The following is a 24375-nucleotide window of genomic DNA, read 5'->3' on the forward strand; positions in this document are numbered from 1 at the left end:
GGTGCCACTGGCTCTACCGGTGCGACGGGTTTCACTGGCACCACCGGAGCTACTGGTGCGACGGGCATCACCGGTGCTACCGGTGCGACCGGCTTCACAGGGGCCACTGGCTCTACAGGTGCGACGGGCTTTACGGGTGTCACCGGAGCTACCGGCGCGACGGGCTTCACGGGTGCCACCGGAGCATCTGGCGCGACGGGTTTCACGGGTGCCACCGGAGAAAGAGGCGCGAATGGATTCACGGGCACCACCGGAGCTTCAGGCGCGACGGGCTTTACAGGTGCTTCTGGAGCCACTGGTCCGACTGGTCCGACAGGTGCAACAGGCGTCACAAGCGCTACCGGTGCAACCGGCTCAACAGGTGTTACAGGTGCTACAGGAACAACGGGCACTACCGGCATCACAGGTGCTACTGGGCCTACAGGGGCCACGGGACCAACCGGCTCCACAGGAGCAACTGGCCTAGAGGGTCCGACAGGTGCAACGGGCGTCACCGGAATCACAGGAGCGACCGGCCCTAATATACTGGCTCAAGGGTTTTCGGCGACGCGAGCCCCCACTACAGTGTCTGCGAGTGCACAGCTGACGAACTGGAGCACGCCTTCTCCTTTTTACTCCGGTACCGGATTCAATGCCGCGACGGGGAACTACACCGTTCCGACTACAGGCAGATATTCGATTCTGGCGACCATCACTTACAGCACCACAGCAAGCCTGACCGCGAGTATCGGGGCGTCCGTATCCCCCCAATTCGTCATTATGCGGACATCGCCGACTACAACCAATCTCGTTACGGGGAACTTCCCCGTTCTGGACGTCAACGTTGCCCTGGTCCTCACCCTTAGGGCCATCCTTGGCACCGCCACCGTCACGATGACGGGCGAATTCTCGCTCAATGCCGGTGACGTCATCGGAATTTACTACGTCGCGAACGGACTGAACGTCAACCTCAATCTCGGGGGAGCCGGCAGTGCCGTAACGACTTGGGCCATACACGAAATGACTTGATTCAAAATTTGCAGCTCTAGGAGCGGTTGACATGGCTTCGGACCCCCCTCCTTCCGTAGAAGATCGGGTTAAACGTCGAGCAAAGTATGAAAACACCATTCATCTGCTTCTCTTTTCCCTCGCCATGGAGGAATTGAGCATGGCGCATATACTGAATGCGGAAGGCGAAAAAATCCAGCATGCGCTTGGCACGCTCCACGGAACCAATCCTTTGGCGCGGACGGTCAAGGATATCTGCGACGTGAACGGCAGCGTGCTGGAAACATTGAAAGAACTGACCAAAAAGGATTTGATCCTTCTCAACAAGCTGGATCGGGTGACTCAAGCATTCATGCAGACGGAAGAAGAACCATTCTGAAGCAGTACGGCGGAAGATATGAGTGTTGACTGGAGGTGGTGATCGGTGTCTCAACCGAACATTCCCGATATAACCCCTGAAATTAGCGTGACCAAAAAAGAGGCTTTGTCCCTGCTGCTCAGTTCAATCGCTATGGAAGAGCTGGCTCTGTCCAATCTCATCAACGCGGAGGCGGACAACATTCTCGCCTTGGCCAGCCTCATCAAGAAAGAAGGATGCCTGCCATCCCGCAGCCTGCAGCAGATTCAACAAAATACGGCTCAGTTCATAGAAGGAATCGTCATCAAGCAATGGCTGGCGTTGAACCGGCTTGACCGGATCATCCATTTGGCGGGGCATGAAGGTACTTGCGAGTGCTGCCACAGCGAAGTCGAAGAATGAATACCGTGCCTGAATCGCCGTTGTCCGCTCTCCTTCCTCCCAAGCCGCTGCAGGAAGCGTTGAATGAATGGCTGCAAGGGTCTCTCGCTCTCCAAAGAGCGGGCGGCCGCTTGCTGAGAGCGGAAAAAGCGGTCCTGAAAGCTTGCGGCCAATCCAGCTCCAATCCTCCTTCGGAATCTCTCGTTCGCGGCAGCCGCCGAATCGCTCAATCGGCGAAAGAGCTTAACCGGCTCTTAGCCTCGGCTCGAAGGAGAGCCTCTCTGCTGCAATCCGGAAGCCGCAAGTCCATCCCGGCTGGGCACGAAAGCCGCCGACCCCGATCCGGCGAATCCAGCATGAAGCTGATTATCAAGCCTATGTCCGTCCCAAGGGAGCTCCCCCCGCCATCCCGCAGCCAAGCCGGCAGGGTGAAAAAACCGAATTCTCATCGTCCAACCTTCTTTGCCCGAAAGCATCTTTTCTTCCCTTAAGGCGGTATAGCTCTTATATCGATGAAGATTTACGCCGCATGCATAGATCTCCTAATAAAAGCCGGGTGATCGACTTGATCCCCGGCAGGCGCTCAAGCGCATTTTCAACAACCGCCACTGGACAGTATGTCCGAGGAGATTGGGACAGGCTGACAGAATCAAACATTGATTTACGAAATCGATAATTCGCCGCCCGTCCATTTCCTGTATAATCCAATTGCACCTATCTTCCCTATCGAAAAGGAGGCATTATGTAATGAAATCAATCGTCAGGCTTTTAGCGTCGGCCGCCCTCGTGCTGGCTCTGCTGCTGGGCAATGTAAGTCCGTTGATCGGACAAGCGGCCCCGGTGGCGGATGCAGCCGTATCCGGACCGACCGATTTTGCCGGCATCATCGCCTACATCAAGGCAAACGGCAAGCTGCCGGCCAACTTCCTGACGAAAAGCCAGGCGACAAGCAAAGGCTGGGTATCCAGCAAATGCAATCTGGCCACAGTAGCACCCGGCTACAGCATCGGCGGAGATGTCTTCTCCAACTATGAAGGCCTGCTTCCTGCCAAGTCGGGGCGCACCTGGCGCGAGGCGGACGCCTATTACACGTCGGGGTGCCGCAACGCTTCACGGGTCCTTTATTCCAATGACGGCCTCTACTACACGACAAGCGACCATTACGCCAGCTTCCAGAAGTGGTGAGCAGCTTAAGGGACTTGCTTTTTCAAGCAAGTCCCTTATTCTTGGAATAGACATGAACCCTCTCCAAGGAGATGAGAAGGCTGGACAATATCTTGCTACTGGACGGCAGCAAGCTGGCGACGATCGAAGCTTTTCACGAAGCGCTTAGCCGCGGGCTGCACTTCCCCGATTATTATGGCCGCAATTTGGATGCCCTTTACGATTGCCTGACGGATTATGACGGTTCCCCGCTGACCATTCATTGGACTTTCATCGAAGACAGCCTCAAGCTGCTTGGCGAACGCACGACATCCGCCCTGCTCTCCGTATTCAAGGATGCCGCAGCCCGCAACCCCAGCTTGATTTTCTCCACTCCCGACTCGAACTAAAAAGACCGGAGGCCTGCCGAAAACCTCGGCAGGCCTAGCAGGCTTCCATCTATCGGCTTGGTTATTTCCACGCGCATCCGTTCCTTTCCGCATATCTGTCCATTCAGCCGCCATCTGCAGCAACCTCTGCAGCAGCCGGCCAATGTCCGGCGAATTCCTGCTCGTCATAAGCGTAAAAGCTGGCCAGAATCGGCTTGCGGTCATCGAGAAACAGCTGGCTCGACACGGCGGATACAAGCTTGGGAATCGCATAACGCATGCCCGAAAGGGCCGAAGCCGACAATCCGCAGCTGATCATCGCAGAGTAATTGAACGTAAACAGTCCATGTAGCAGGCTGTCCCCCTCTTCGGTTCGGCTCGTGAAGGCGAAGCCTGGCGTCAAGTAAGGATGGGCGTCAAGCACAGAGCTGGCGATGGGCTCCGGAGCGTCGTACCGGTCCTTCCAGCGGGCGATATGCTTTTCCACCAGCTTCAGCTCCGGACGCAGCGCCGGATCGGTCAGCAAGCCGGTGCTGACGAGCAGGAAGTCGTAGGCGAAGCTTCCTGCAGGCGTCGTTACGACCGCCTGCCCCCCCTCCTCCCTGACAGCCAGCCATGGCGCTCCCAGATGGAGGCTGAAGCCCGGCCAGGCGCACGCCCGCTGGAAGGTGTCGTTGGTCGGAGGCTGATTGTGACGGAAGAAATGCGCCATCGCCTCGTATTTCTCTTCATCGGAGAGGATGTGGAAATGCTCGATCATGCCTGAATACTCCATCTGGCGGATCGGATTGATCCGAGGCAGCTCGCTACGCCGGACGAATACATGCGCAGCCGCGGCTCCTTGAGCAAGCGCATGGTTGGCGTTGTCGAACGCCGATGCTCCCCCTCCCAGCACAGCGATCCTCTTCCCGGCAAGCCTGGAGAAATCGATCGGCTCCGAAGTATGGGCATATAGGCTGCGGGATACGTTGTCGGCCACGATGCCGGGAACATGCCACTCTCCGCCCCCCTGAATGCCGGTAGCCAGAACGACCTTTCGCGCCAGCAGATGCGGGGATGAAGGCTCGGAGCCTTCCACATGAAGGCGATGGATGCCGCCCGGAAGCGGCTCGACCAGCTTCAGCCTGGCATCGTTCCGAACAGGCAGCGCGAGGATGCGGCGATACCATCGCAAATATTCCATCCATTCGCCGCGCGGAATTTTGTCCACTGCCTCCCAGCCTTCCTCTCCGTGCTGCGATTCCCACCAGGAGCGGAAGGTCAGGGAAGGGATGCCGAGATCGATGGAAGTCAGATGCTTGGGCGTCCTAAGCGTGACCATTCGGGCATAGGTTGCCCAAGGCCCCTCCCAACCCTCCGCATTCTCGTCGATGACAAGAATGTTGGACACTCTCTCCCGCAGCAGGCCGAAGGCGGTGCCGAGCCCGCTTTGGCCGGCGCCGACGATGACAACATCATAGACGTGCCCATCCGGATGCACGCGGGGACGAACCCAATCCTTTCCACCAAAAGCAATATAGGCAAGATCTTTGCGGACGCGCGCGTTCAGTTCCTCTAGGCTCATGGCAGCATTCATACCTTTCCGGACGCGATGGCATCCTTGCATGACCGTTCATCAAAGGAATCAGCGGATAGAAGGAGAGATTTCGCGACAATATGCGGCCAACCGCTCCTCATCAGCTCCTTCGAAATTGTTTATAGGTTATATTTTATGACCTGCTGTGTAAATATAGAGCTCTGCATCTTGTAATCCGCTTTTCGGATTTTGTGCAGCGTAACGATTTTCCCCGCCTTCTCCCCGAACGGCCCCTTTCTCCCTCTCGCCCTTCCATTCCGCTTGAAACAAAAAAAGCATCTCCGGAGCGACAGGAGATCGCTTCGGAGATGCTTCTTGCGGCCGGCTTCACATCCCCGGAAGGCTGCGCCGGTACTTGTCGGCAGACATGCCGACCGTCTGCTTGAACAGACGGCTGAAATGGGCCGGATGCTTGAACCCGACGCGGAAGCCCGCTTCCGTAACGGAAATGTCCGGTTCCAGCAGAAAAAGCACCCTGGCCTGGTTGACGCGCTGCTTGTAGATGTACTCGAACAGCTGCACGCCGGTAACTTCCTTGAACGTTCTGGACAGGTAGGAACGGCTCAGATGCAGCTCGCTCTGAAGCCGCTCCAGCGTCAGCTCCTCGGAAAGATGTCCGCCGATATAGTCCATGATATCCTGCGCGATCTGCTCCTTGTCCCTCGACCGTTCCGGCGCCAGATTCATCGGCTCCCGGCATCGCTCGTAGATGAACCCGAGCAGATCCTCGAACGCCAGCTTCATCCGGTACAGGCCGGAAGCATCGCCCTGCTTCTTGAAGCGGTCCATCCGGGCCAGAATCTGCTCCGCTTCTTCCCTATGCTCTCCCCGCAAAGACAGCCGATAGTTGCGGAGCTCCTCGAACGGCCGCATGACGGGAAGCTGCGCCCCGGAAGGCGAGGCGGCCCGGAGCGGATCGGGGTAGAAATGAATGATGCTCCGCACGTAAGGACGGCTCGGATCGACCTTGGGCCTGTGCAGGGTCATGCCGTACATGAGCAGCATGTCGCCCGGCTCCAGGCGATAAATGCGGCTACCGATCAGATACGTGCAATCCCCTTCATGGAAGAAATAAATCTCATAGTAGGGATGAGAATGGAAATCCTGCATGACCTGCCCATCCTCGCGAAAGGTATAATCGAGCAGGCCGGCAGGATATCCGCCGCTTCCGGACATGCATGCCACATCCTCTCCATGGCTCACGGCCATGGGTTCAGCATACCATCGTCCATCCGTTCTGATAAGAGAGCACCTGTCAGGCTCCCGACGCGGCACCGCTCGTCTCCAGCAGCTCGCGCATATAGCGCGAGTATTGCTCCAGCATTTCCGGCGAGCTGTATTGCCCGCTGAAATCCTCCACCCCGATGAAACCGTCGTAGCCGACGGCGACGAGGTCGGAGACAACTTCCCTCCAGCGGACGACTCCGCCTTTCATGCCCGTCCAGCCGCTGTTCCACCGTACGCTTCCATCGGCATCGGCCGTCGATGTCCACCCGGCATTTTTCATATGCACATGAGCCAAATAGGGTCCGAGCATCTCCATGCCCATGCGGTGATTCTCGTAGCCTTCATGGACCATGTTGCCGGGATCGTAGAGGACGCCGACGGCATCGGCGTCCAGCCCTTCGCACAGCCGGATGGCAGCCGAAGCGCTCGGGGCGATCGTCCCGTGATGGGTCTCGATCAGGCCTTTGACTCCATATTGCCTGCACAGGCCGGAAGCTTCGCGCAGGTAGATCCTCTGCAGGCCGAACAGCTCGCCGAAAGGTCTCGACCGGTCGTAGCCGTGAACGCCGAGACGGATATAATCCGCTCCGAGCTCCCTCGCCGCAGCCAGCACCTGCTCCGTCCCTTCCAGATCGCCCGCTTGCAGATAAGGCGTCAGGCTTATGGACTTCAGTCCTTCCTTCTCCGCTGCGCTTCGGAACCGGGCCAGCACGCCGGCATCTGCGCTCTGCGGCACCGTAGCCAGATTGTTGCCCCAGAAGGAGGGCTTCTCTTGCCCGACAGCTGCGGGAGTATCCTTGCAGCGCCATTCTATCCCCTGCAGGCCTGCCTTGCGGGCGGCTGCGGCAAGCTCCTCCGGATGAAGCTCCGGCGTTGCCACCGTAAATACGGACAGCTGAATCGTCATGGTCGATATGGCCTCCGATCTGTCATCTGAATTATTTCCGCCTCCAGGAAGCAGTCTCCTTATTCAAGGCGGAGCTTCAATTGAATCCGCCGATCCTTGTCGCTGCCGCTTGCGCCAGCAGGCACAGCTCCGCCGCCTTGAACGCATGCTCCTGCGTCATGGCCTTCTCCGTCCGGTTCAGGACATCGAGAATCAGGCTGCCGAAAAACGGATACCCGACCTTGCCGGACAGCTCCATATGATGCTCTCCCTCGCCGTTTACGAGATAGAGATGATCCCCCTGCGGGGAACGGGCGATATCCACGTACTTGCGCAGCTCGATATAACCCTCCGTGCCGAGGATGACCGTGCGGCCGTCCCCCCAGGTCGAGAGGCCTGCCGGCGTCAGCCAGTCGACCCGGAAGTAATGGCTGGCTCCGTTGTCGCCCAGCAGGCTGGCGTCGCCGAAATCCTCCAGCTCGGGATAGTCTGGATGGTGGTAATTGCCCACCTTGCTGTGAAGCACCCGGGCATCGCGGCAGCCGGCAAAATGAAGGAACTGCTCGATCTGATGGCTGCCGATATCGCACAGGATGCCTCCATACCGCTGCCGGTCGAAAAACCAGTCCGGCCGCGACGGCGCATTGAGCCGATGCGGGCCGGTTCCCATCACCTGCACGACCCGTCCGACGGCTCCGTCGGCGATAAGCTCTCCGGCGAATACGGCGCTCTCCACATGCAGCCTTTCGCTGAAATAAACGGCATACTTGCGGCCGGTCTCGGCGGCGCAGCGACGGGCTTCCTCCAGCTGCGAGAGCTCCGTGAACGGCGTTTTGTCCGTAAAATAATCCTTGCCATGCCGCATGACCTTGACGCCGAGCGGTCCGCGCTCGTTCGGCACGGCGGCTGCCGCGACGAGATGCAGCTCCGGATCCTGAAGAACTTCTTCCAGGGATCCGGCAATGGCCGCGCCCGGGTAGCGGGAGGCAAACGCGGCTGCCCGATCGTAATCGGCATCATAGACCGACTTCAGCGTGCCGCCTGCTTCGATCAGTCCGTTGCACATGCCGTAAATATGGCCATGGTCGAGGCAGACAGCGGCGAACACGAATTCCCCCCTGCCGACGACGGGACTCGGCTTCCCTTGCGGGGCATAATTCATGCCGTCCTTGCTCACTTGCGGTTCCCCCTTTCATCCGCAGCGTCAATCGCCGCGACAATGATTGAATGTTCTAATGAGTGCCCTTCACATCCAGCGTACGGCCTGCAGCCGCTTGGTCCTTGCCGGCAGTCGAAGCCGCGATGCGGGCCTGCAGCTCACGGTAATACTGCTCGTCATCCAGCGGCAGCTCCACCCAGCCGTCCGTCCAGGCGGACAGGAGCATGGCGTTGGCAAGCGCCAAGCCTTTGATCCCTTCCTCTCCAGGCGACTCCAGCGGGGCGCGTCCGGCGATGGCATCGACCCAGTTGCGGGTCACGGCCCGGTGCTGATTGGGCTCGCCGCCCGGCACCGGGACATCGATCCGCCATGTCTCCGGGCTGCCGAAGCCTCCGGCGTACGTCCGGTTGAACTCGCTCTCCGGCGTTCGGAGACGCCAGAACGTCAGCTTGCCGTCCTCGGCGACCAGCTTGCCGCGGTCGCCGGTAATCTCGAGCCGGTTCGTGCCGGGCGCATCGACGGTCGACGTAATGAACACTCCGGTCGCTCCGTTGGGGTATTCGGCGTAAGCGGTAACATCGTTCTCCACTTCAATGTCCCGATGCTTGCCGAAGCCGCAGAAAGCACGGATCCGGGTCGGCATGAGGCCGGTGACCCACTGCCACAGATCGAGGTTATGGGGCGATTGGTTCATCAGGACGCCTCCGCCCTCGCCTTCCCAGGTCGCTCTCCAGCCGCCGCTGTCGTAATAGCTTTGGGAACGGTACCAATCCGTGACGATCCAATTGATGCGCCTGACGTCGCCGAGCTCTCCGGTTTGGATCAGCTCTCGCATTTTGCGGTAAAGAGGGTTCGTCCGCTGATTGAACATGATGCCGAACACCCGGCCGCTGGCGGCGGCAGCCTCGTTCATGATCTTGACCTGCTTCGTATACACGCCGGCCGGCTTCTCCACAAGCACATGCAGTCCCGCTTGGAGGGCGGCTATCGTTTCTTCGGGATGGGAATAATGCGGCGTGCAGATCAGGACGCCGTCCACCTCGCCGGAATCGAACATCTCCCTGGCGCTTGTGTACGTCTTGACGGAGTCGCCGAAGGCGGCCTTCGCCCAGGAAAGCCTTTCCTCCCGGACATCCGATACGGCAGCCAGCACGCCTCCCGGCACTTCGCCCGCCGCCAGATACGCGGCATGGCCCGAGCCCATATTGCCGAGCCCGACAATTCCGATTCTCAGCTCAGTCGTCATTTGAATGCCTCCCCATGCTTCGGTTCCGCCCGCCTGTTGGCGGGTATGCCGTGATTGTATCATGGCAGCGGTTGCAGCTCTTGACCGAGATGGACCGATTATCGCTTTCATTTGACTCTCGTTGCACAATACAGGCCCAAGACTCCATTCCGCTGCGTCTGCTCCCCTCTGAGATAAGGCTGTCGCTGTCCAACCGAGCAGGAGATTCCCCCCCCCCTCATCCATCCACATAAAAAGCAGCGGCTTTCGGACATGAACTCATCCGATTGCCGCTGCTTGTTGGCTTGGAAAAGGTCTCTCCTTCCTGAAAATCCATCGGACAGGCCATTGCCGGCGTCAGCCTTTCACGCCGCCGACGGTCATGCCTTTGACAAAGTATTTCTGCAGGAAAGGATACACGATGATCATCGGCAGGCTGGCCACGATCGTCATCGTCGCGCGGATGGAGCTCGGCGTGACGAAGTTCGAGCTTGAGTTCGCGCTGTTGGCGAATGCCGACGCCGACGTCATCGAGGAGTTCGAATTGGAGTTGGCCAGCATCTTCATCAGCTCGTACTGGAGCGTGCTGAGATTCACTTTCTCGGAGTTGTAGAGGAACACATCGAACCACGAGTTCCACTGGTAGACGCCGGTGAAGAGCGCGACCGTCGCGAGCGCCGGAAGGGCGAGCGGAACGACGATCTGGATGAAGGTGCGGAACTCTCCGGCGCCGTCGATCCGGGCGGACTCGATGATGCCGTCGGGAAGCCCTTCGATGAAGGAGCGGATGACGATCATATTGAAGACGCCGATGATGCCGGGCACGATGTACACCCAGAAGGTGCCGATCAGGTCCAGATCCCTCATCAGCAGGTAGTTCGGAATGAGGCCCCCGTTCAGATACATCGTCAGGATGAACATGATCGTAACGAACTTGCGGAGAACGAATTCCGGACGGCTGATCGTATAGGCCACCATCGCCGAGCAGAAGACGGTGACGACCGTTCCGATCACCGTGCGCAGGATCGAGATCAGCGTCGCGTGGAAGATCGTCGCTTCCTTGAAGACGTACTTGTAGTTGTCGAAGCTCAGGTCCCGCGGCAGCAAGTAGATGCCGCCCTTGATGGAATCGTTCGCGTCGTTCAGCGACACGGCCAGCGTGTTGATGAACGGATAGAGCGTGAAGACGACGAGCAGCGACAGCACCAGGACGTTGAGCGTATCGAATATGCGGTCTCCCGGAGATTGGAACCGCTTATGCATTTTCTTGGGCTGCTGCGGCTGGGGAGCCGGTTCAGCGGCAGGCCGGACCGTATTTGCCATGATCCATCACTCCTTCTAGAACAGTCTCTGCTCGCCGAACCGCTTGGCCATGGAGTTGGCGGTGAACAGCAGGATGAAGCTGACGACGGTTTTGAAGATGCCCGCAGCCGTCGCGAGCGAGAAGTTGCCCATCGAGATGCCGTATTTGAGCACGAAGATCTCGAGGTTTTCGGAATAGTCGGCATTCATGCCGTTGCCCATCAGGTATTGGGGCTCGAAGCCTGTCTCCAGGATGCTGCCGAGGTTCATGATCAGCAGGATGACGATGACCGGCTTCAGTCCGGGAAGAGTGATATGGAGAATGCGCTGGAGCCTGCTCGCTCCGTCGATCTCAGCCGCCTCGTACTGCGACGGATCGATCATCGTCATGGCGGCGAGGTACACGATCGTATTCCAGCCCACGTCCTTCCATACCTCGGATGTGCCGAGAATGCCCCAGAAATAATGGCCGACGCCGAGCCACATGATCGGCTGGTCGATGATATGAAGCCGCATCAGCACTTCGTTGACGATGCCGCCTTCATCGATGGACAGCGCCGTGGAGATGATGTTGGCCGCCACGACCCAGGAAATGAAGTGGGGAAGATAGCTGATCGTCTGCACGGCCCGCTTGAAGAAAGCGACGCGGACTTCGTTCAGGAGAATGGCCAGTACGATCGCGGTGACGAACCCCAGCACGAGCTTGATGACGGCCTGGACAAGCGTGTTGCGGAGCACCCGGATGAAGGTATCGTCCGAGAAAAGGAAGCGGAACTGCTCCAGCCCGACCCATTCCTGCTGGAACATGGTCAGATTGGGGCGATAATGCTGGAAGGCGATGAGCCAGCCCCACAGCGGCACGTATTTGAAAATGAAGATCCAGATGACGAAAGGCACCGACATGAAAATGAGCGTTTTCTGCTTGAGAAGCGTCTTGAACCATCGATTCAGGGCGCTGGGCTCTGCGGCCCGCGGCGCCGGGACGGCGGTTTGATCCCGCATCGTATCTCTCCTCTCCTATCCAACAAGGCACCCAACGTGCAGGGACCGGACCCTGTTGACTGACCGGTCCGGTCCCTCTTGAAGCAGCCTGGCTTACTTGCCTTGCGTTTTGGCGATTTTGGCGGCGACTTCTTTGGTGAGGGTGTCTTCGTACGCTTTCACGTCGAGCTTGTTGAAGTCCTTGAGATACTGGTCCCAGATGCCGTCGAACTGATCGGGCTTGGCCAGCACGAGCTTGGAGAAGTATTTCAGCTTGACGTCCTTGGACTTCTGCGTGAAGATCTGCGCCGGCGAGCCCTGCTCGAGCGAGATGCTCCAGGCCGGGTACCACGGGCGGTCTTCGGGCTTGGCGAACAGCTCCGAGAACGTCTTGACCCCGTATTTGTCGAGGATCAGCTTGTCGCCGTCCGTGAAGGAGGCTTGGGCGACCTCCGGCTGGCGTCCCGCGTTGAACGAGTTGCCGTCCGCAAGCGTCGAGCCCTGGCCGTACATCGGCCAGCTGTAGTTGAAGTAGGAGAAGCCGATGCTTTCCTGCTTGGCGTTGTCCTTCAGCATTTCGATCTGCTCCGGCGTGCGGTAGAAGCGGCCCTTGTCGTCCACCTCGTACGTTTCGCCCTTGATGCCCCATTGGATCAGCACCTGGTTCTCTTCCTTGAGCATCGTGTCGAAGAACTTGATGATGCGCTCCGGATCCTTGGCCGCCGTCGTGATGCCGACGCCGCGGTTGTTGATGAAGGAAGGAGGGTCGAGATACTGGTCGGTCGTATTGTTGTCGAATACGATCGGCAGCGGCATGTAGTCGAGATCGTCGTTGCCGGTTTTTTTGATGTTCTGGAGAGCCTGGTTCGCCTGCCAGCCGTAGTCGAAGAATCCAAGCACTTTGCCGGAGGAGATTTTGGCCAGATACTGGTCATAGTTGCTGACGAACGAGGCTTGGTCGTACAGTCCCTCGGAGTTGACCTCGTTCAGCTTTTTCAGCCAGGTTTTCGTGTAGTCGCTGTTGGCGTATACCTTGGCGTCATGGGTGCTCATATCGACGATGACGTCGCCGTCGTTCGGATAGCCGGCCAGATGCATCGGCGGGTTGAAGATGCCCATCGTCCGCCAGTCGTAGATCAGCGAGCTGAAGCCGGTCAGCTTGTCGGTCTTATGCGCGTCGTTGTACTTCTTGATCAGGTCGAAGTACTCGTCGATCGTCTTGATTTTCGGATAGCCGGCTTCCTTCAGCACGCGGCGCTGAATGAAGAAGGCGCCTTGATCGATCGTCGGGCTCGGGATGTACTCCCCGACCACCGGGCTGAACGGCAGGAAGTAGATGTTGCCGTCGTCCGCTTTCATGAGGTTGTAATAAGGGCCGTATACGCGCTTGATGTTCGGTCCGAACTTCTCGATCAGATCGTTCAGTGGAATGAACGCCTTGGCGTCGAGCACCTTGTCGATCGCGGTGTCCGGAGCCAGCACATCCGGATAGTTGCCGCTCGCGATCATCGTGCCGATCTTCGTATTGACGTCGCCGACCGGATATTGAAGATTGAAGTTGACCCCGGTCTGCTCCTCCAGCTTTTTGCCGATCTCCGTTTTGTTGGAGTCGATGTTCGGCACCTGGGAGTTGGCATTGAAATACGTGAACGTAACCGGTTTCAACTCTTCCTTCGGCTCGCCGCCCGCATCCGTATTGGCTGGAGCCGATGCTTCCGGCGATGACGCGGGAGCCGGGTTTCCGGCATTGTTGCTGCTGTTGCCGCTGCAGCCCGCCACCGCCGCCATGGCGACGGCAAGGGCGAGAAGGCCCATTTTTTGTTTGACCATGCTGGTCATGTCCCCTTCCACCAATGAAAGTCTCGAAATTGTGCAACCCTTTTCTGTAAGCACTTTCATTGTAAGGCAGGGCTGAGAGCCGCAACACCCGACAAACTTTAGCTGTTACCCCAAAAACCTTAGGAATTAAGCGGAACGCTCCTCCGGCTCGCGCGGGAAAGCGATGCGGATGGCCGTCCCGCGCTGCCATTCGCTGTCCAGCTTGAACGTAAAACGGTCGCGATAATAGAGCTGGAGCCGGCGGTAGACATTCTGGATGCCCACATGCTCTCCGAACGACTCCTCCCGCTCCAGCATCCGCTCGATCGCTCCTACCTCTTCCTCCGGCATGCCAGCTCCATCGTCCTTGATCTCGGCGATCAGCTGCCGGCCTTCAGCCCGGATGGCGAGCCGGATCAGACCGCCGTTCTTGCTCGGCTCGATGCCGTGGATGCTGGCATTTTCCACGAACGGCAGGATGGACATTTTCGGAATGAGCCATTCCATCGCCTCGTCCTCGACGTCGATCTCGTACATCAGCTTGTCCCCGAACCGGTACTTTTGAATTTCCAGGAAGCAATGGACAAGCTCGAGCTCTTCCCGCACGGTCATCCAATCCTTGTCCCAGGACAGCGAGCGCCGGAAGATTTTGGCCATATTGTGGATGATTTTGGCCGTTTCCTCTTCCTTCTTGATGATGCTGCGCATGCGGATCGTCTCCAGGGCGTTGAACAGGAAATGCGGATTGATCTGGCTCTGCAGAGCGTGGAGCTGCGCTTGATTGCGCTTGATTTCCAGATCCTTGCGCTGAATGTCGGCCACATACACGTCGTCGATGAGATTTTTGATCTGCATGGTCATCCGGTTGAACTCGTTCGTCAGCTGGCCGATCTCGTCGCGATGGTCGGGATGCTTGATCGTATCGAAGTGATGGTTCCTCACCCTCTTCATATGCTTGAGAATGCGGACGATCCGCACGCTCAGCGAACGGGTGAACCAGATGATGATCAGCGTCGGGATGAGCAGATTCGGCAGGGCGAGATAAACGACAAAATTGCGGGACTTGTAGACATCCTGCAGAACGCGGTGCTCCGGAAAGACGCCTTCGATCCGCCAGCCCTTCAAATAGTCGACGTTCTCGATGCTTTTGGTGACCGCGATGCCGTCGCTCGGAGACGCATGGCTCGCATAAGCGAGCGAGCGATGCTGCCAGTCCAGAGCGGAGCCCGAAGCGTAATCGATCAGCTCCAGATCGTTGACCAGATACAGGTCGCCCTGCAGGGTCGAGTTGCGGAACAGGCTCGCGACCGCATCGTAGCTGATGTCGATTTTGACGACGGAATGGCGGGCGTACTGGGACTGGAAGTAGTCCAGCTTGCGGACGAAGCTGTATACCGTCTCCAGGCCGCGCGAAGTCTCCACATCGTTGCGGACGACGACCGGCGCCCTCCTGCCGGGCATCTCCAGGGCGCGGTACCAAGGCGTCGCCTCGACCTCCTCCGAGATCGGAAGCACCCCTCCGCCTCCGATGATGGTCGGGTTGTCGGTGTAGATCGTAATATTGCTGACGGATTTGTAGATCGGCGAATACCGGTACAAGGTCGGGCTGATGTCCGAATAGTAGGAATCGACGTATTCGGATGCGCCGGCATACGGCTTTTCGATCGTCTCGTTCAGCTTGGCGTCGGTGTAGAGAATAGAAGAAATTCCGGCCGCGACATCCATCTGCTCGAGGAAGTCGCGCCGGATCTGCTCCATGGCCATGGAGATGTCGTTCAGCTTTTGCTGTTTGACGTGATGCGTCGTCACCTGATAGAACACAAAGTCGGTCAGCACGATCGGGATCAGCACGCAGACCAGATACACGATCAGCATTTTGTCCCGGAGCCGCACATGATTCAAGCTGAATCGCATAACACTTGCCCTCTCCGTCATGTTTTGGCCAACAGCTCGTTGCGGTAGGAGGTCGGCGATTTGCCCTCTACCTTCTCGAATTTGCAGATGAAATAGTCCGGGTTGTCGAAGCCGACGCTGCGGGCGACTTCGTACACTCTCATTTCCGTCTGGCGAAGCAGCTTTTTGGCGTTGTGGACCCGAAGCTGCAGCAGATAGTCGTTGAAGTAGACGCCGTAATTCTTCTTGAACAGCTGCCCGAGATAGACGGGATTCATATAAAACCGGGCGGCAATGCTCTTGAGGCTGATGTCCTCGTTGTAGCGGCTGTCGATATATTGCTTGATCTTGACGATATCGCCCTTGGCGTTGCTCTTCCGCAGCCGGCTTGCCATCTCCGAGCTTTCTTCGGCGAACGCTCGGAACAGCTCTCTCAGCCCGCATGGAGAAACCGGATAATCCCTCCAGGACAGAATCGGATCCAGGGAGAGCAGCTCCTTCTCGTCCCCCTGCAAGGAGCGGATCGTGCCGATCGCGCCGAAAACGAAGCGATTGACGGCATTGTGGACCGCGTCCGGCGTATACCGCTTGCTGCGGAACTGGTCGAAAATCCACTCGATGCCCGCATTCCGCTTGTCGGGATCGGCGTCCTCGATCTGCTCCTGCAGACGGGCATATTCGGCCGGCTCGAATTCAAGCCGGCGCAGCTCCTCTCCCTTCAGTCTCCCATAGCCGAAGGTTCTTTTCTCCGGATAGGCGAACTTGAACTGCATCGCATCGAGGGCGGTGCGGTAACCATGCTTGAGCTGCTTGAGCCCTTCAACCTGCTCGCCCAGATAACCGGTGAACAGCAGCCCCGTACGGCGCCGCAGCCGCTCGGCGAGACGGTCGGCGGCTTCCTCGGCGGACAGCCCGGATGAAGAAGGGAGAACGACCGGCAGTCCGTAGACGCCCGGCTTATGCTCCAGCAGAACGCATGGACGAGGAGTCAGTCCGAGCTGCTCGGCGCAGCCGGCGATTTCCAGCCGCAGCTCGCCCGCCCGCTGCTCGGGCTGCTCCGCTCCCATGAACGACAGGATGCCGTTGGCTTCCAGGATGAGGTAGCAGCAGGAGCCTTCCGGATCGAGGCCGAGCAGCTCTCCATGCCTCTGCAGCTCTTCGCCGGAGCTCTGACCCCGCAGCAGGCTTTCGAGCGCCTTCCGCGATTGCCGGGAGGACCGCTCCCCGGCCTGCTCGTCCTTCTCGATCTGGGAGGCCAGCCCTTGCAGCGCCTCCATCATTTCGCCATCGTCCACCGGCTTCAGGATGAAGTCCCGGACGCCGAACTTGATCGCCTGCTGCGCATAGCTGAAGTCTCCATACCCGCTGACAATGATGAACTTGACGGAATGATTGCCTGTTCCCCGGACCGAACGGATCAATTCCAGACCGCTCAGGACAGGCATCCGAATGTCGGTGATGACCAGATCGGGGGCATGCTCCCCGATCATCCGGAGCGCTTCCTCTCCGTCCTCGGCTTCCGCGCATACCTCGTAGCCGCAGGCTTCCCAATCGATCATGCTCCGCAATCCCTGCCGGGCATAGCCTTCGTCGTCGACCAGCATGACCTTGTGCATCGTATCCCTCCTACGGGTTGATCAGCTCAGGGCAGCATCTTCCTCGGGCATCCAGATGCGGTAGCTTCCGCTCAGCGCCAGCATCGCGAACATATACAGGCAATTGTCATAGTAACGGCGCTCTCCGGTACGCACGGGCGTATCCCAGAACCGGCGCACCGTATTCAGCGCAAGCTCCCCGCCGGTTGCCAGCGCGGCCATGGCGTTGGTCGCTGCCAGTCCGACCGGATGGAGCGATTTTTCGTCCAGCGGAGTGCCGTCGATCTCATAGCGGCGATAATCCTCGGGGGATTTGTCCGCGAAGAACGATTGAATGCGATCGGCGACCGCCGTCTGCTCCGGATCGGCGCGGAACCATTCGTAGTCCAGGCCGATGTTCGCCGCGACCCGGTACGAATCGCTGAAAAACTTGCCGTAGCCGCGGTCGTCGTTCGGCGTTCCGTCATAATGGGCGTACTCCGGCGCCAGTCCGGTGTCCGGATGGCTGGAGAGATGGATGTACGCCCTGCTGGCCTCGGCCGCTTCCTTCCAGAAGGAGCGGTCCTCCGGATCGGACCAGAGCGCGAACAATTCATAGAAATGGGGCAGATGGTAGGAAGGATCCGAATACTCGCAGTTCGGAATGAACTTGATCAGCTTGTTGTCCCGGTTCCACATCGGATCGCCGGGCCTTCCATCCTCTCCCTTGTGCAGGCAGGCCCGGAGGATGTCCCTCGCCTTGGCGCTGTAATCCAGCGGATGCTCGCCTTCCCCCCAGCGGTTGGCGGCGAAGAAGAGCGCCAGCGCGAAGTATTCCTCTCCGTCCGGCGCCGGGCCGTCCGAGCGCCGCGAGCCGTCCGTATTGCAGGACCAGGCGAAATACCCCTCGCCCCAGCCTTCCTTCATATGCATATATTCATAGGACCAGCGCCAGATCCGGTCGAACACGTCCTTGCGGTCCAATTGCACGGCCATCATCATGCCGTAGGACATTCCTTCCGTCCGGACATCCAGGTTGCCCGTATCGAGCAGATAGCCCTTGTCGCTGCCGGCTTCATAATAGATCCGCGTCTCTTCGCCGCCTTCGAACAGCTTGCTCCACGTCTCCTCCACCCGTGCAGCGATTTCTTCGGACGGATAGCCCGCTTCCATGAACACATTTCGATACGTCCCGGTATGGAACGCTCCGCTGCCTGCTTGACCCATGCTTTCCCGCCTCCTCGTTGAATTTTATTGCCCGTGCTTGCCTTCCGTCTCTACAATACGGTGAATGAATAGGCATCTTCGATAAAATGAACCGGAATTTCGGGAACGGCGGCCTGCAGCCGTTCCGCGAGCAGCCGCATGCCGGGCTCTTCGCTGGCCGCATGCCCCAGCAGCAGCAGCGACCTCCGATCGCCGCGATGCAGGGAATCCCGGACATATTCCGGCGTTTCCCATTCCGGACCTTCTCCGGCGACGACCAGATCGACGCCGGACTCCTCATAGAGAGGCACGGCGACGGATCCGCCGCCTCTGTATCCGACTGCGATGCCGATCCGGCTGCATCGATAATCCAGGCCTCCGATTCCTCTCAGCCAGGGAACGTTCAGCTTGCGTTTGATATGCTCCGCAACGGAGCGGGCCGTCGACGGCTCCGGCAGGCGCACGATCGCCGCCGCCGGCAGCACCTGCTCTACGGCATCCCCCCAGCCGAGGCTCGACACCAGTCCTTCCGTGATCCAATCCGGATTGCGCCGATGCGGACCGTCGTGGGAACGATAGACGGCCAGCCCCGCTTGCCGGATCCATTGCCGCTTCAAGCCGGCTGACCGGCTTCCGGCGGACCACTCCGCCCGGTCGTCGTGGCTGTAGCAGATGCCTTCATGGACGACGAGCAGGTTGGCGCCCGCCGCCGCCGCCTTCTCCAGCACGGCCAGCGAGGCGTTGAAGGCGACCGCGACTCCCTTCAGCTCGGCGTCCGCGCTGCCGGCGAGCAGTCCGTCGACGGATGACGCCGGCTGACCCGCTCCCTGAAGCCAATCCATGACATGGCGGACCGTTCTCATGCTCTTCCCTGCCTCCTTCCTTTCCCGGCCGCCCGGCTCTGCAAGCATGGATCAGACTCGAATAGTCCATAACATCAAAAGCTTCGGCCTTCCCGGGACGTCAGAAAATCCTGCGCCCCTTCTCGTCCGGAATGCCGCTTTTGCGGAAGAAGTACGTATTGATGACATCCCGCCACTCGCGGGCATGCTCGGCCTGATGCCGGAAGCGTCCCAGCGTTTCCCCGAAGGCAGGCTCCGGAATCTCGCCCTCCAGACATTCCCACTGCGCAGCCAGCTCTTCCGCTCTCCGGGCTCCATGAAAATGAGAATCGTAAATATGCTGGATGACCGTCTTGCCGGAATGCAGCACATAGCGGTAAGGGACGTGGTGGAAAAACAGCAGCAGCTCGTCCGGGGTCGCATGCGTCTGCTCGAAGCGCTCCCGATTCGGAGGGAAATATTGGGAGGCGTATCCGGTTCCCGTTCCGCTCGTGCGGTCGACCCCGATGCCGTCCCGGTCGGCGAAGTGGTACGTGCCCCACATGGAATATTCATAGCCGTCCACGTCGGGTCCGTAATGATGGTTCGGCTTTACCATCCAGCCGACGCCCAGAGGCGCCGTATAGGCTTCATAGATGCTCCAGGATTCCATCAGCATGGAAATGACCGTCCCGGCCGCCTTGCCCTCGGTCCCGAAGGCGAGTCCGGACCATTCCTCCGCGATCTCCAGAGCCGTCAGCTCCGGATTCCAGGCGAGCCGGCCGAAGCCGTACAGATTCGCCTGTGCGAGCAGATGGCCGGTCCAGTTGTCGTCGTCCCCGATATTGGATACGGCCGCCATGCCTCCGGCTTCGCGGCCGTGCAGCCTGCCGCTGGCGACCGCCTTGACGAAGGACCCTTCGCCGCGCGCATGCGTATCGAAATCGAGCACTTCCTTCCATTGCGGAACGAGATAGCAGAGATGCTTCTGCTGGCCGGTGTACTCCTGGGCGATCTGGAACTCCGCCAGCATGTTCGTGTCCGGCATCGCTCCGAAGAGCGGAGATGCGGGCTCCCTGACCTGGAAGTCCATCGGCCCGTTCTTCACCTGCAGGAAGACATTGTCCCTGAACCTGCCGTCAAGCGGCTTGAAGTGGTCGTATGCGGCTCTGGCCCGATCCGTCTTGCGGTCCCGCCAGTCCTGCTTGCAGTCATAGACGAAGCAGCGCCAGATGACGCGGCCGCCGAACGGCGCCAGCGCATCGGCCAGCATATTGGCGCCTTCGGCATGATCCCGGCCGTAGGTGAACGGCCCCGGCCTGAATTCTGAATCCGCTTTCACGAGAATTCCGCCGAAATCCGGAATATGGCTATAGATGCGGGCCGCTGTCCGGCTCCACCACTGCCGGACCGAAAGATCAAGCGGATCGGCCGTCTCCAGCTCGCCGGTCTCGCACGGAGCGGCGAAGTTGGCGCTCAGATAGAGAGAGATGCCCCATTCCCGGAAGACGCCGGCGATTCTCGCTATCTTCGGCAGATCCTCTTCTCCCGTGAAGCGGGTCTCGCGCGCATGCACGTTGACGTTGTTGATGGAGATGGCGTTGATGCCGACGGACGACAGCAGGCGCGCGTAATCCCGGATGCGGCTTGTATCCTCGGCGATCTGCCCGTCCCGGTAAAAGATGGAGCGCCCCGCGTAGCCGCGCTCGACGCTGCCGTCGCCATTGTCCCACTGGTTGATCATGCGCAGTCCATTGGCGGGAGCTTCGGCGATGTCGAGCCCGGACAGCGGCGCTCCCGCACGGAGCAGCCGAATCAGGTGGAAGGTGCCGTAGAGCACGCCGGCCGCGCGGGAGCCGCCGACAACGATGCTGCTGCCGGCCGTCCGGATCCGGTAGCTCTCACCGGCGGATGCCGCTCTCTCCTCCTCGCTGAACGCCGCCGCAGCCTGCGGACAGCCGCGGAAGGTTCCGAGAACGATGCCTCGGACGCCGTCGGACGGCATTCCGTCCTTCGGAGCCTGGCCGATTAAGCTTTCGACCGCCCGCCTCAGCTCCTCCAGCGCGGATGCGACAGGAGCATCACTCTCGGGAGCGTGGAGACAGGCTGCCCACGATGCGGCCTGCTCCCGCACGGCTGCCGCCGCCGGAGGGCTTCCCAGCCACGCTTCGTAGCCGGTGCCCGGCTTAGCTTCCGCTGAGCGCTGCATTCCGGACTCCCCCTTCCATCGCGGCTGCCGCAGAAGCCGTTTCCCGCAGCCATAGAATGGCCGTCACTCCGCGCGGATAATACTTGCTGCCGATGATCTCGCCGCTCAGAATCTGGTCGCTCCATGCCCAGTAGGACAGCTCCGGATGCTTCAGCCATGCGGCGTGTGCGGCGTCCGCAGCGGCTCCGCGGCCGTCCCATGGGAGGCCGAGAATCTCCCTGGCGATGAATTGGCAGAGATAGATCTTGCTCAGCCAGGAATTGGCGCTCGTCGACGAGAGCTTCCATCCGCCGTCTTCGAACAGGCAGGTTCCCGTTGTGAGCACCGTATCCAGATGCGTCCGCAGCGCAGCGAGGTAGGCGGAGAAGCGTCCGTTGGGATCGAGAGCTTCCCGGTTGCCGGTGAAGTAGGGGAAGATGAGCCCTTCGATGGCCGGGATGATGCGGGAGTCGTTGTTCTCCCCGATCACAGCCGGGATATAGCCGCGATCGTTGAGCTGGGCTGCGATCGACGCCGCCGCCCGATCGGCCTGGGCACCGGCTTCGGAAGCGAGCCCGGCAAGGCCCTCGGCCGCGAACAGCTTCTCCAGCGCCACGTAGACAGCCCAGCATTTGCCCGCCATATAGATGTTGTTGCGGGACTGGCCGAGCGAGACGTCGAGGCTGTCGTAGGTCGTAATTTCCGCGCCGCCGTCCGTGCGGCTGCTGTCGAGCCCCATCAAGCCGTTGCGCTCGCTCGGCACCGGATGGTCGCGGTTGAGCATGCTCTCGAAGCCGTCCCGCAGCACCGGCAGCATCCGCTCCAGGAAGTCCCTGTCGCCTGTCTGCTCGATGTAGACTGCCGCACAGCACAGCCAGTTCACCAGCTCCTCATGGCTCATATAGGAGAAGCAGCCCTCGATGCCCGCCAGCTCGTAGGCGGAATGCTGCGGCCGGGAGAAGGCATTGGCTACGCCCATGTCATGCGTGAAGGCGAGCCCGCCGGGATGCTCCCGCTCCTCTCCGGGGAAGCGGACGGAATCTGTATAGCTGTACCTTTTGACGAACCAGTCCAGCTCGTTGCGTACGGTCCAAGGATTCATCTCCAGCTCGTAGTAGAGCTGATCGGCCGTCAGATCGAGCGTATTCATCATCCGGTATTCGCCTTCGTTGACGACCCAGATCGGCTCGCCGTCCGCCTCGAGCAGCTGCGTGCTGCCGTAATAGCTGTGGATGGCATGATTCAGCATGAACGCCTGATCGTCCGACAGCTTGCCGCTTCCGCTCCATTTGTCCGCGGCGCGGCATGAGTCTGCCAGCTCGTCGAAATGCCGGAGAGAATAGGCCGCTACGTCTTCGATCCTGGTGAAGAAGCGGGTATAGAAATAAGATGTCTCCATGCCCGTCGTCACGACGCCGCCGCGGAAGAAGCACACCGCGAAGCGGAACGTGCGCCGCTCGCCGGCAGGAACCTCCATGAGCAGCGCGCCCGTGCCGCCGAGTCCAAACTCAAGATGCTGGGGATGCTTCGCCGTCAGAATGCTTTCCATCGAGAAGCCGAGGCCGGTCTTGATCCCGGCGTCCGCAGCGGAGGCGATCGCGGTGCACAGGCCTTGGCCGACGCCCGCGAAGGAATCGCCGTCGGCGCCGATCCTCCGCATGGCGCTGTAAGGGTCGTTGCCTTCATAACCGAAGAACGCCCGGCGCGCGGCATCGCCGCCGCGGTTGTCGACGGTCAGCTCGGCCAATACCGCCGGCACGAGGGCGGCCTTGAGCTCTTCATCCGATCCGGCGGACGGATCCGGCACGGGACGAACGGGTGACAGAATACGGAACGTCAAATCCCCTGCTTCCCAGACATCCTCTCCCGCAGCCAGCTTGCGCTTGATTCCGGCCCGATCGAATGTTTGCAGCAGCGCTTGGTCTTTTTTATCCTTTTTCTCCACATCGTAGCGGGCAGCCTCGTCGCCGAGCTCCCCGAAGAAAGGCAGAGCTTCATAATAAGTCCCGTCCCGGGATTGAAGGCCGATATAGACGTTCTGGTCGGCCGGACGTCCAAGCTCCAGTCCGAGTCCTCCCTTGGCGCCGGGAAATCCGAGCGTGAAGCTGGCGAATGCTCCTATCGGAGAATGATGAGCGTTGTAGAACCTATTGTCGGCCATGATAGGCAGCCCCTCTCTGAAAGCGATTACTTCCATCCTAGCATGCCGGTTCCGCTTGGGAACATGGTCAAATCCGCCGGATATTTACCCAAATCGCGCCAGAGATTATAATGAAGCCAACGAGTCCGAACAAGCATGGGAGGGAAACGACAGATGGCCGATTCCGCCATGCCGCCCGAAGCCGGCGGCAGCATTTCCGAGACAATGTTCCCCGATGTCAAGACGACGCTGAACCTGTTCGGAATCCATAAAAGGAAGGTGCGCGGAGACTGGCAGTATCCCCTGCACCATCACCCCCAGTATGAGATCAACTACCTGCTGGACGGCCGCCAGGTCATGACGGTCGGCGGCGCCGAGTACGCTCAGTGTCCCGGCGACCTGCTCCTGATCCGTCCGGGCGAGCTGCACAACAGCCGCAGCGGAGACGGCAGGCCCTTCACTTATTTCTGCCTCCATTTCGATCTGGACGATCGGCTGTTCCTCCCGATGCTCGGACGGCTTGAGCAGGTGCTGTTCAAGGAGGACAGCGCGCTGGCGCGCAAGGTGAGCCCGATTCTCCGCAAAATGCTGGAGCCCGAGCTCGATCCGGACTCGCGCTCGGTATCCGCCCGCATGCGGCTGCAATCCGCCGTCTTCGAGCTGTTCGCGCTGCTCTGGGACGCCGTCTCGCAGGAAGTCAGCCAGTTGCCGCCGCGCACCTACGGCAAGGAGGAGCTGGCCCATGAGATCGCCGGGCGCCTGCAGAGCATTTCCGTCCTGCGGTTCGAGCCGGGGCACGGACGGGACGAGGGGCAAGGCATCCGGGAGATCGCCTCGGAGCTCGGCATCAGCGTCTCCCATTGCGGCCGGGTGTTCCGCGAGGTGTACGGCCAGTCTCCGCGCGCATACTGGTCCTCGCTCGTCCTGCATGAATCCAGGCATCTGCTGTCCGACTCGAAGTATTCGATCCAGATGATCGCCGGCATGCTCGGCTATCGCGACATCGCCCACTTCAGCCGCCAGTTCAAGCGCTGGACGGGCTTTTCTCCATCCGAATACCGAAAGCAGCTCCATGTTGATAAAGAAAACGCTGTCAAACTGGTATGGTAGTATGGTAGTAT

Annotated in this window: 20 protein-coding genes; 6 read left to right on the forward strand and 14 right to left on the reverse strand. The window is 59.8% G+C overall.

Features of this window, described 5'->3' with window-relative positions; translation table 11 throughout:
* Positions 1 to 564 precede the first annotated feature (564 nt).
* From PHU01S_RS26180 to PHU01S_RS11815, 5 genes are all read left to right on the forward strand, one after another.
* Positions 565 to 1008, forward strand: coding sequence for a hypothetical protein (locus PHU01S_RS26180; RefSeq protein WP_176587492.1), 444 nt, complete (start codon positions 565 to 567; stop codon positions 1006 to 1008).
* A 31-nt stretch (positions 1009 to 1039) separates the two neighbouring features.
* Entirely contained in the window at positions 1040 to 1366 is a 327-nt protein-coding gene (locus PHU01S_RS11800) for an alpha-helical endospore appendage domain-containing protein (protein WP_021879122.1), read from the forward strand.
* Between the two features lie 45 nt (positions 1367 to 1411).
* On the forward strand, positions 1412 to 1747 hold the full coding sequence (locus PHU01S_RS11805; RefSeq protein ID WP_021879121.1) for an alpha-helical endospore appendage domain-containing protein: 336 nt from the start codon (positions 1412 to 1414) through the stop codon (positions 1745 to 1747).
* A gap of 726 nt (positions 1748 to 2473) precedes the next feature.
* Positions 2474 to 2911: a ribonuclease domain-containing protein gene (locus PHU01S_RS11810; protein ID WP_048748334.1), complete on the forward strand. Its 438-nt coding sequence runs from the start codon at positions 2474 to 2476 to the stop codon at positions 2909 to 2911.
* 71 nt (positions 2912 to 2982) lie between these two features.
* A complete protein-coding gene (locus tag PHU01S_RS11815) occupies positions 2983 to 3279 on the forward strand; it encodes a barstar family protein (RefSeq protein WP_049867142.1) in 297 nt (98 codons plus the stop codon).
* Positions 3280 to 3382: 103 nt separating this feature from the next.
* On the opposite strand, the gene PHU01S_RS11820 is transcribed toward PHU01S_RS11815, so the two are convergent.
* The 14 genes from PHU01S_RS11820 to PHU01S_RS11885 form a co-directional block, all read right to left on the reverse strand.
* A complete protein-coding gene (locus PHU01S_RS11820) occupies positions 3383 to 4822 on the reverse strand; it encodes a flavin-containing monooxygenase (RefSeq protein WP_127507797.1) in 1440 nt (479 codons plus the stop codon).
* A gap of 339 nt (positions 4823 to 5161) precedes the next feature.
* Positions 5162 to 6010, reverse strand: coding sequence for a helix-turn-helix transcriptional regulator (locus tag PHU01S_RS11825; RefSeq protein ID WP_069202420.1), 849 nt, complete (start codon positions 6008 to 6010; stop codon positions 5162 to 5164).
* A 79-nt stretch (positions 6011 to 6089) separates the two neighbouring features.
* Complete coding sequence (locus PHU01S_RS11830; RefSeq protein ID WP_048748358.1) at positions 6090 to 6962, reverse strand: sugar phosphate isomerase/epimerase family protein; 873 nt, start codon at positions 6960 to 6962, stop codon at positions 6090 to 6092.
* 82 nt (positions 6963 to 7044) lie between these two features.
* Positions 7045 to 8109, reverse strand: coding sequence for a Gfo/Idh/MocA family protein (locus PHU01S_RS11835; RefSeq protein ID WP_127507799.1), 1065 nt, complete (start codon positions 8107 to 8109; stop codon positions 7045 to 7047).
* A gap of 70 nt (positions 8110 to 8179) precedes the next feature.
* Positions 8180 to 9352 (reverse strand): Gfo/Idh/MocA family protein, encoded by a 1173-nt coding sequence (locus tag PHU01S_RS11840; RefSeq protein WP_048748335.1) that lies wholly within the window; start codon positions 9350 to 9352, stop codon positions 8180 to 8182.
* Positions 9353 to 9688: 336 nt separating this feature from the next.
* Positions 9689 to 10594, reverse strand: a complete 906-nt coding sequence (locus PHU01S_RS11845) for a carbohydrate ABC transporter permease (RefSeq protein ID WP_232313183.1) — start codon at positions 10592 to 10594, stop codon at positions 9689 to 9691.
* Between the two features lie 75 nt (positions 10595 to 10669).
* The gene (locus PHU01S_RS11850; protein ID WP_232317046.1) at positions 10670 to 11536 is read right to left on the reverse strand and encodes an ABC transporter permease; all 867 of its coding nucleotides are present in this window, start codon (positions 11534 to 11536) and stop codon (positions 10670 to 10672) included.
* Between the two features lie 192 nt (positions 11537 to 11728).
* Complete coding sequence (locus tag PHU01S_RS11855; protein ID WP_048748337.1) at positions 11729 to 13444, reverse strand: ABC transporter substrate-binding protein; 1716 nt, start codon at positions 13442 to 13444, stop codon at positions 11729 to 11731.
* Between the two features lie 135 nt (positions 13445 to 13579).
* On the reverse strand, positions 13580 to 15346 hold the full coding sequence (locus PHU01S_RS11860; protein ID WP_048748338.1) for a sensor histidine kinase: 1767 nt from the start codon (positions 15344 to 15346) through the stop codon (positions 13580 to 13582).
* Between the two features lie 17 nt (positions 15347 to 15363).
* On the reverse strand, positions 15364 to 16941 hold the full coding sequence (locus PHU01S_RS11865; RefSeq protein ID WP_048748339.1) for a response regulator transcription factor: 1578 nt from the start codon (positions 16939 to 16941) through the stop codon (positions 15364 to 15366).
* A 21-nt stretch (positions 16942 to 16962) separates the two neighbouring features.
* Entirely contained in the window at positions 16963 to 18126 is a 1164-nt protein-coding gene (locus tag PHU01S_RS11870; protein WP_127507727.1) for a family 8 glycosyl hydrolase, read from the reverse strand.
* Between the two features lie 50 nt (positions 18127 to 18176).
* The gene (locus PHU01S_RS11875) at positions 18177 to 18968 is read right to left on the reverse strand and encodes a Nif3-like dinuclear metal center hexameric protein (protein ID WP_127507728.1); all 792 of its coding nucleotides are present in this window, start codon (positions 18966 to 18968) and stop codon (positions 18177 to 18179) included.
* A gap of 100 nt (positions 18969 to 19068) precedes the next feature.
* Positions 19069 to 21135: an alpha-glucuronidase family glycosyl hydrolase gene (locus tag PHU01S_RS11880; protein ID WP_127507730.1), complete on the reverse strand. Its 2067-nt coding sequence runs from the start codon at positions 21133 to 21135 to the stop codon at positions 19069 to 19071.
* Complete coding sequence (locus tag PHU01S_RS11885; RefSeq protein ID WP_127507732.1) at positions 21113 to 23275, reverse strand: glycoside hydrolase family 52 protein; 2163 nt, start codon at positions 23273 to 23275, stop codon at positions 21113 to 21115. Before PHU01S_RS11885 ends, PHU01S_RS11880 begins: the two co-directional genes overlap by 23 nt.
* A 153-nt stretch (positions 23276 to 23428) precedes the next feature.
* Here PHU01S_RS11885 and PHU01S_RS11890 point away from each other — a divergent pair, with 153 nt between their 5' ends.
* Positions 23429 to 24364 carry an AraC family transcriptional regulator gene (locus PHU01S_RS11890; RefSeq protein WP_127507801.1) on the forward strand — a complete coding sequence of 312 codons (936 nt, stop codon included), beginning with the start codon at positions 23429 to 23431 and terminating at the stop codon, positions 24362 to 24364.
* Positions 24365 to 24375: the final 11 nt, after the last annotated feature.

The sequence above is a fragment of the Paenibacillus humicus NBRC 102415 genome, from assembly GCF_004000905.1.
Taxonomy (GTDB): Bacteria; Bacillota; Bacilli; order Paenibacillales; family Paenibacillaceae; genus Paenibacillus_O; species Paenibacillus_O humicus.

Excerpts from the sequence above, each read along its gene's own strand:
- PHU01S_RS11825 (WP_069202420.1), bottom strand. The coding sequence starts at position 6,010 with ATGTCCGGAAGCGGCGGATATCCTGCCGGCCTGCTCGATTATACCTTT.
- PHU01S_RS11880 (WP_127507730.1), bottom strand. The coding sequence starts at position 21,135 with ATGCAGCGCTCAGCGGAAGCTAAGCCGGGCACCGGCTACGAAGCGTGG.
- PHU01S_RS11860 (WP_048748338.1), bottom strand. The coding sequence starts at position 15,346 with ATGCGATTCAGCTTGAATCATGTGCGGCTCCGGGACAAAATGCTGATC.
- PHU01S_RS11835 (WP_127507799.1), bottom strand. The coding sequence starts at position 8,109 with ATGAATTATGCCCCGCAAGGGAAGCCGAGTCCCGTCGTCGGCAGGGGG.
- PHU01S_RS11800 (WP_021879122.1), top strand. The coding sequence starts at position 1,040 with ATGGCTTCGGACCCCCCTCCTTCCGTAGAAGATCGGGTTAAACGTCGA.
- PHU01S_RS11840 (WP_048748335.1), bottom strand. The coding sequence starts at position 9,352 with ATGACGACTGAGCTGAGAATCGGAATTGTCGGGCTCGGCAATATGGGC.
- PHU01S_RS11870 (WP_127507727.1), bottom strand. The coding sequence starts at position 18,126 with ATGGGTCAAGCAGGCAGCGGAGCGTTCCATACCGGGACGTATCGAAAT.
- PHU01S_RS11890 (WP_127507801.1), top strand. The coding sequence starts at position 23,429 with ATGGCCGATTCCGCCATGCCGCCCGAAGCCGGCGGCAGCATTTCCGAG.
- PHU01S_RS11820 (WP_127507797.1), bottom strand. The coding sequence starts at position 4,822 with ATGAGCCTAGAGGAACTGAACGCGCGCGTCCGCAAAGATCTTGCCTAT.
- PHU01S_RS11850 (WP_232317046.1), bottom strand. The coding sequence starts at position 11,536 with ATGTCGGTGCCTTTCGTCATCTGGATCTTCATTTTCAAATACGTGCCG.
- PHU01S_RS11855 (WP_048748337.1), bottom strand. The coding sequence starts at position 13,444 with ATGGTCAAACAAAAAATGGGCCTTCTCGCCCTTGCCGTCGCCATGGCG.
- PHU01S_RS11865 (WP_048748339.1), bottom strand. The coding sequence starts at position 16,941 with ATGCACAAGGTCATGCTGGTCGACGACGAAGGCTATGCCCGGCAGGGA.
- PHU01S_RS11810 (WP_048748334.1), top strand. The coding sequence starts at position 2,474 with ATGAAATCAATCGTCAGGCTTTTAGCGTCGGCCGCCCTCGTGCTGGCT.
- PHU01S_RS11875 (WP_127507728.1), bottom strand. The coding sequence starts at position 18,968 with ATGAGAACGGTCCGCCATGTCATGGATTGGCTTCAGGGAGCGGGTCAG.
- PHU01S_RS11845 (WP_232313183.1), bottom strand. The coding sequence starts at position 10,594 with ATGCATAAGCGGTTCCAATCTCCGGGAGACCGCATATTCGATACGCTC.
- PHU01S_RS11815 (WP_049867142.1), top strand. The coding sequence starts at position 2,983 with ATGAGAAGGCTGGACAATATCTTGCTACTGGACGGCAGCAAGCTGGCG.
- PHU01S_RS11885 (WP_127507732.1), bottom strand. The coding sequence starts at position 23,275 with ATGGCCGACAATAGGTTCTACAACGCTCATCATTCTCCGATAGGAGCA.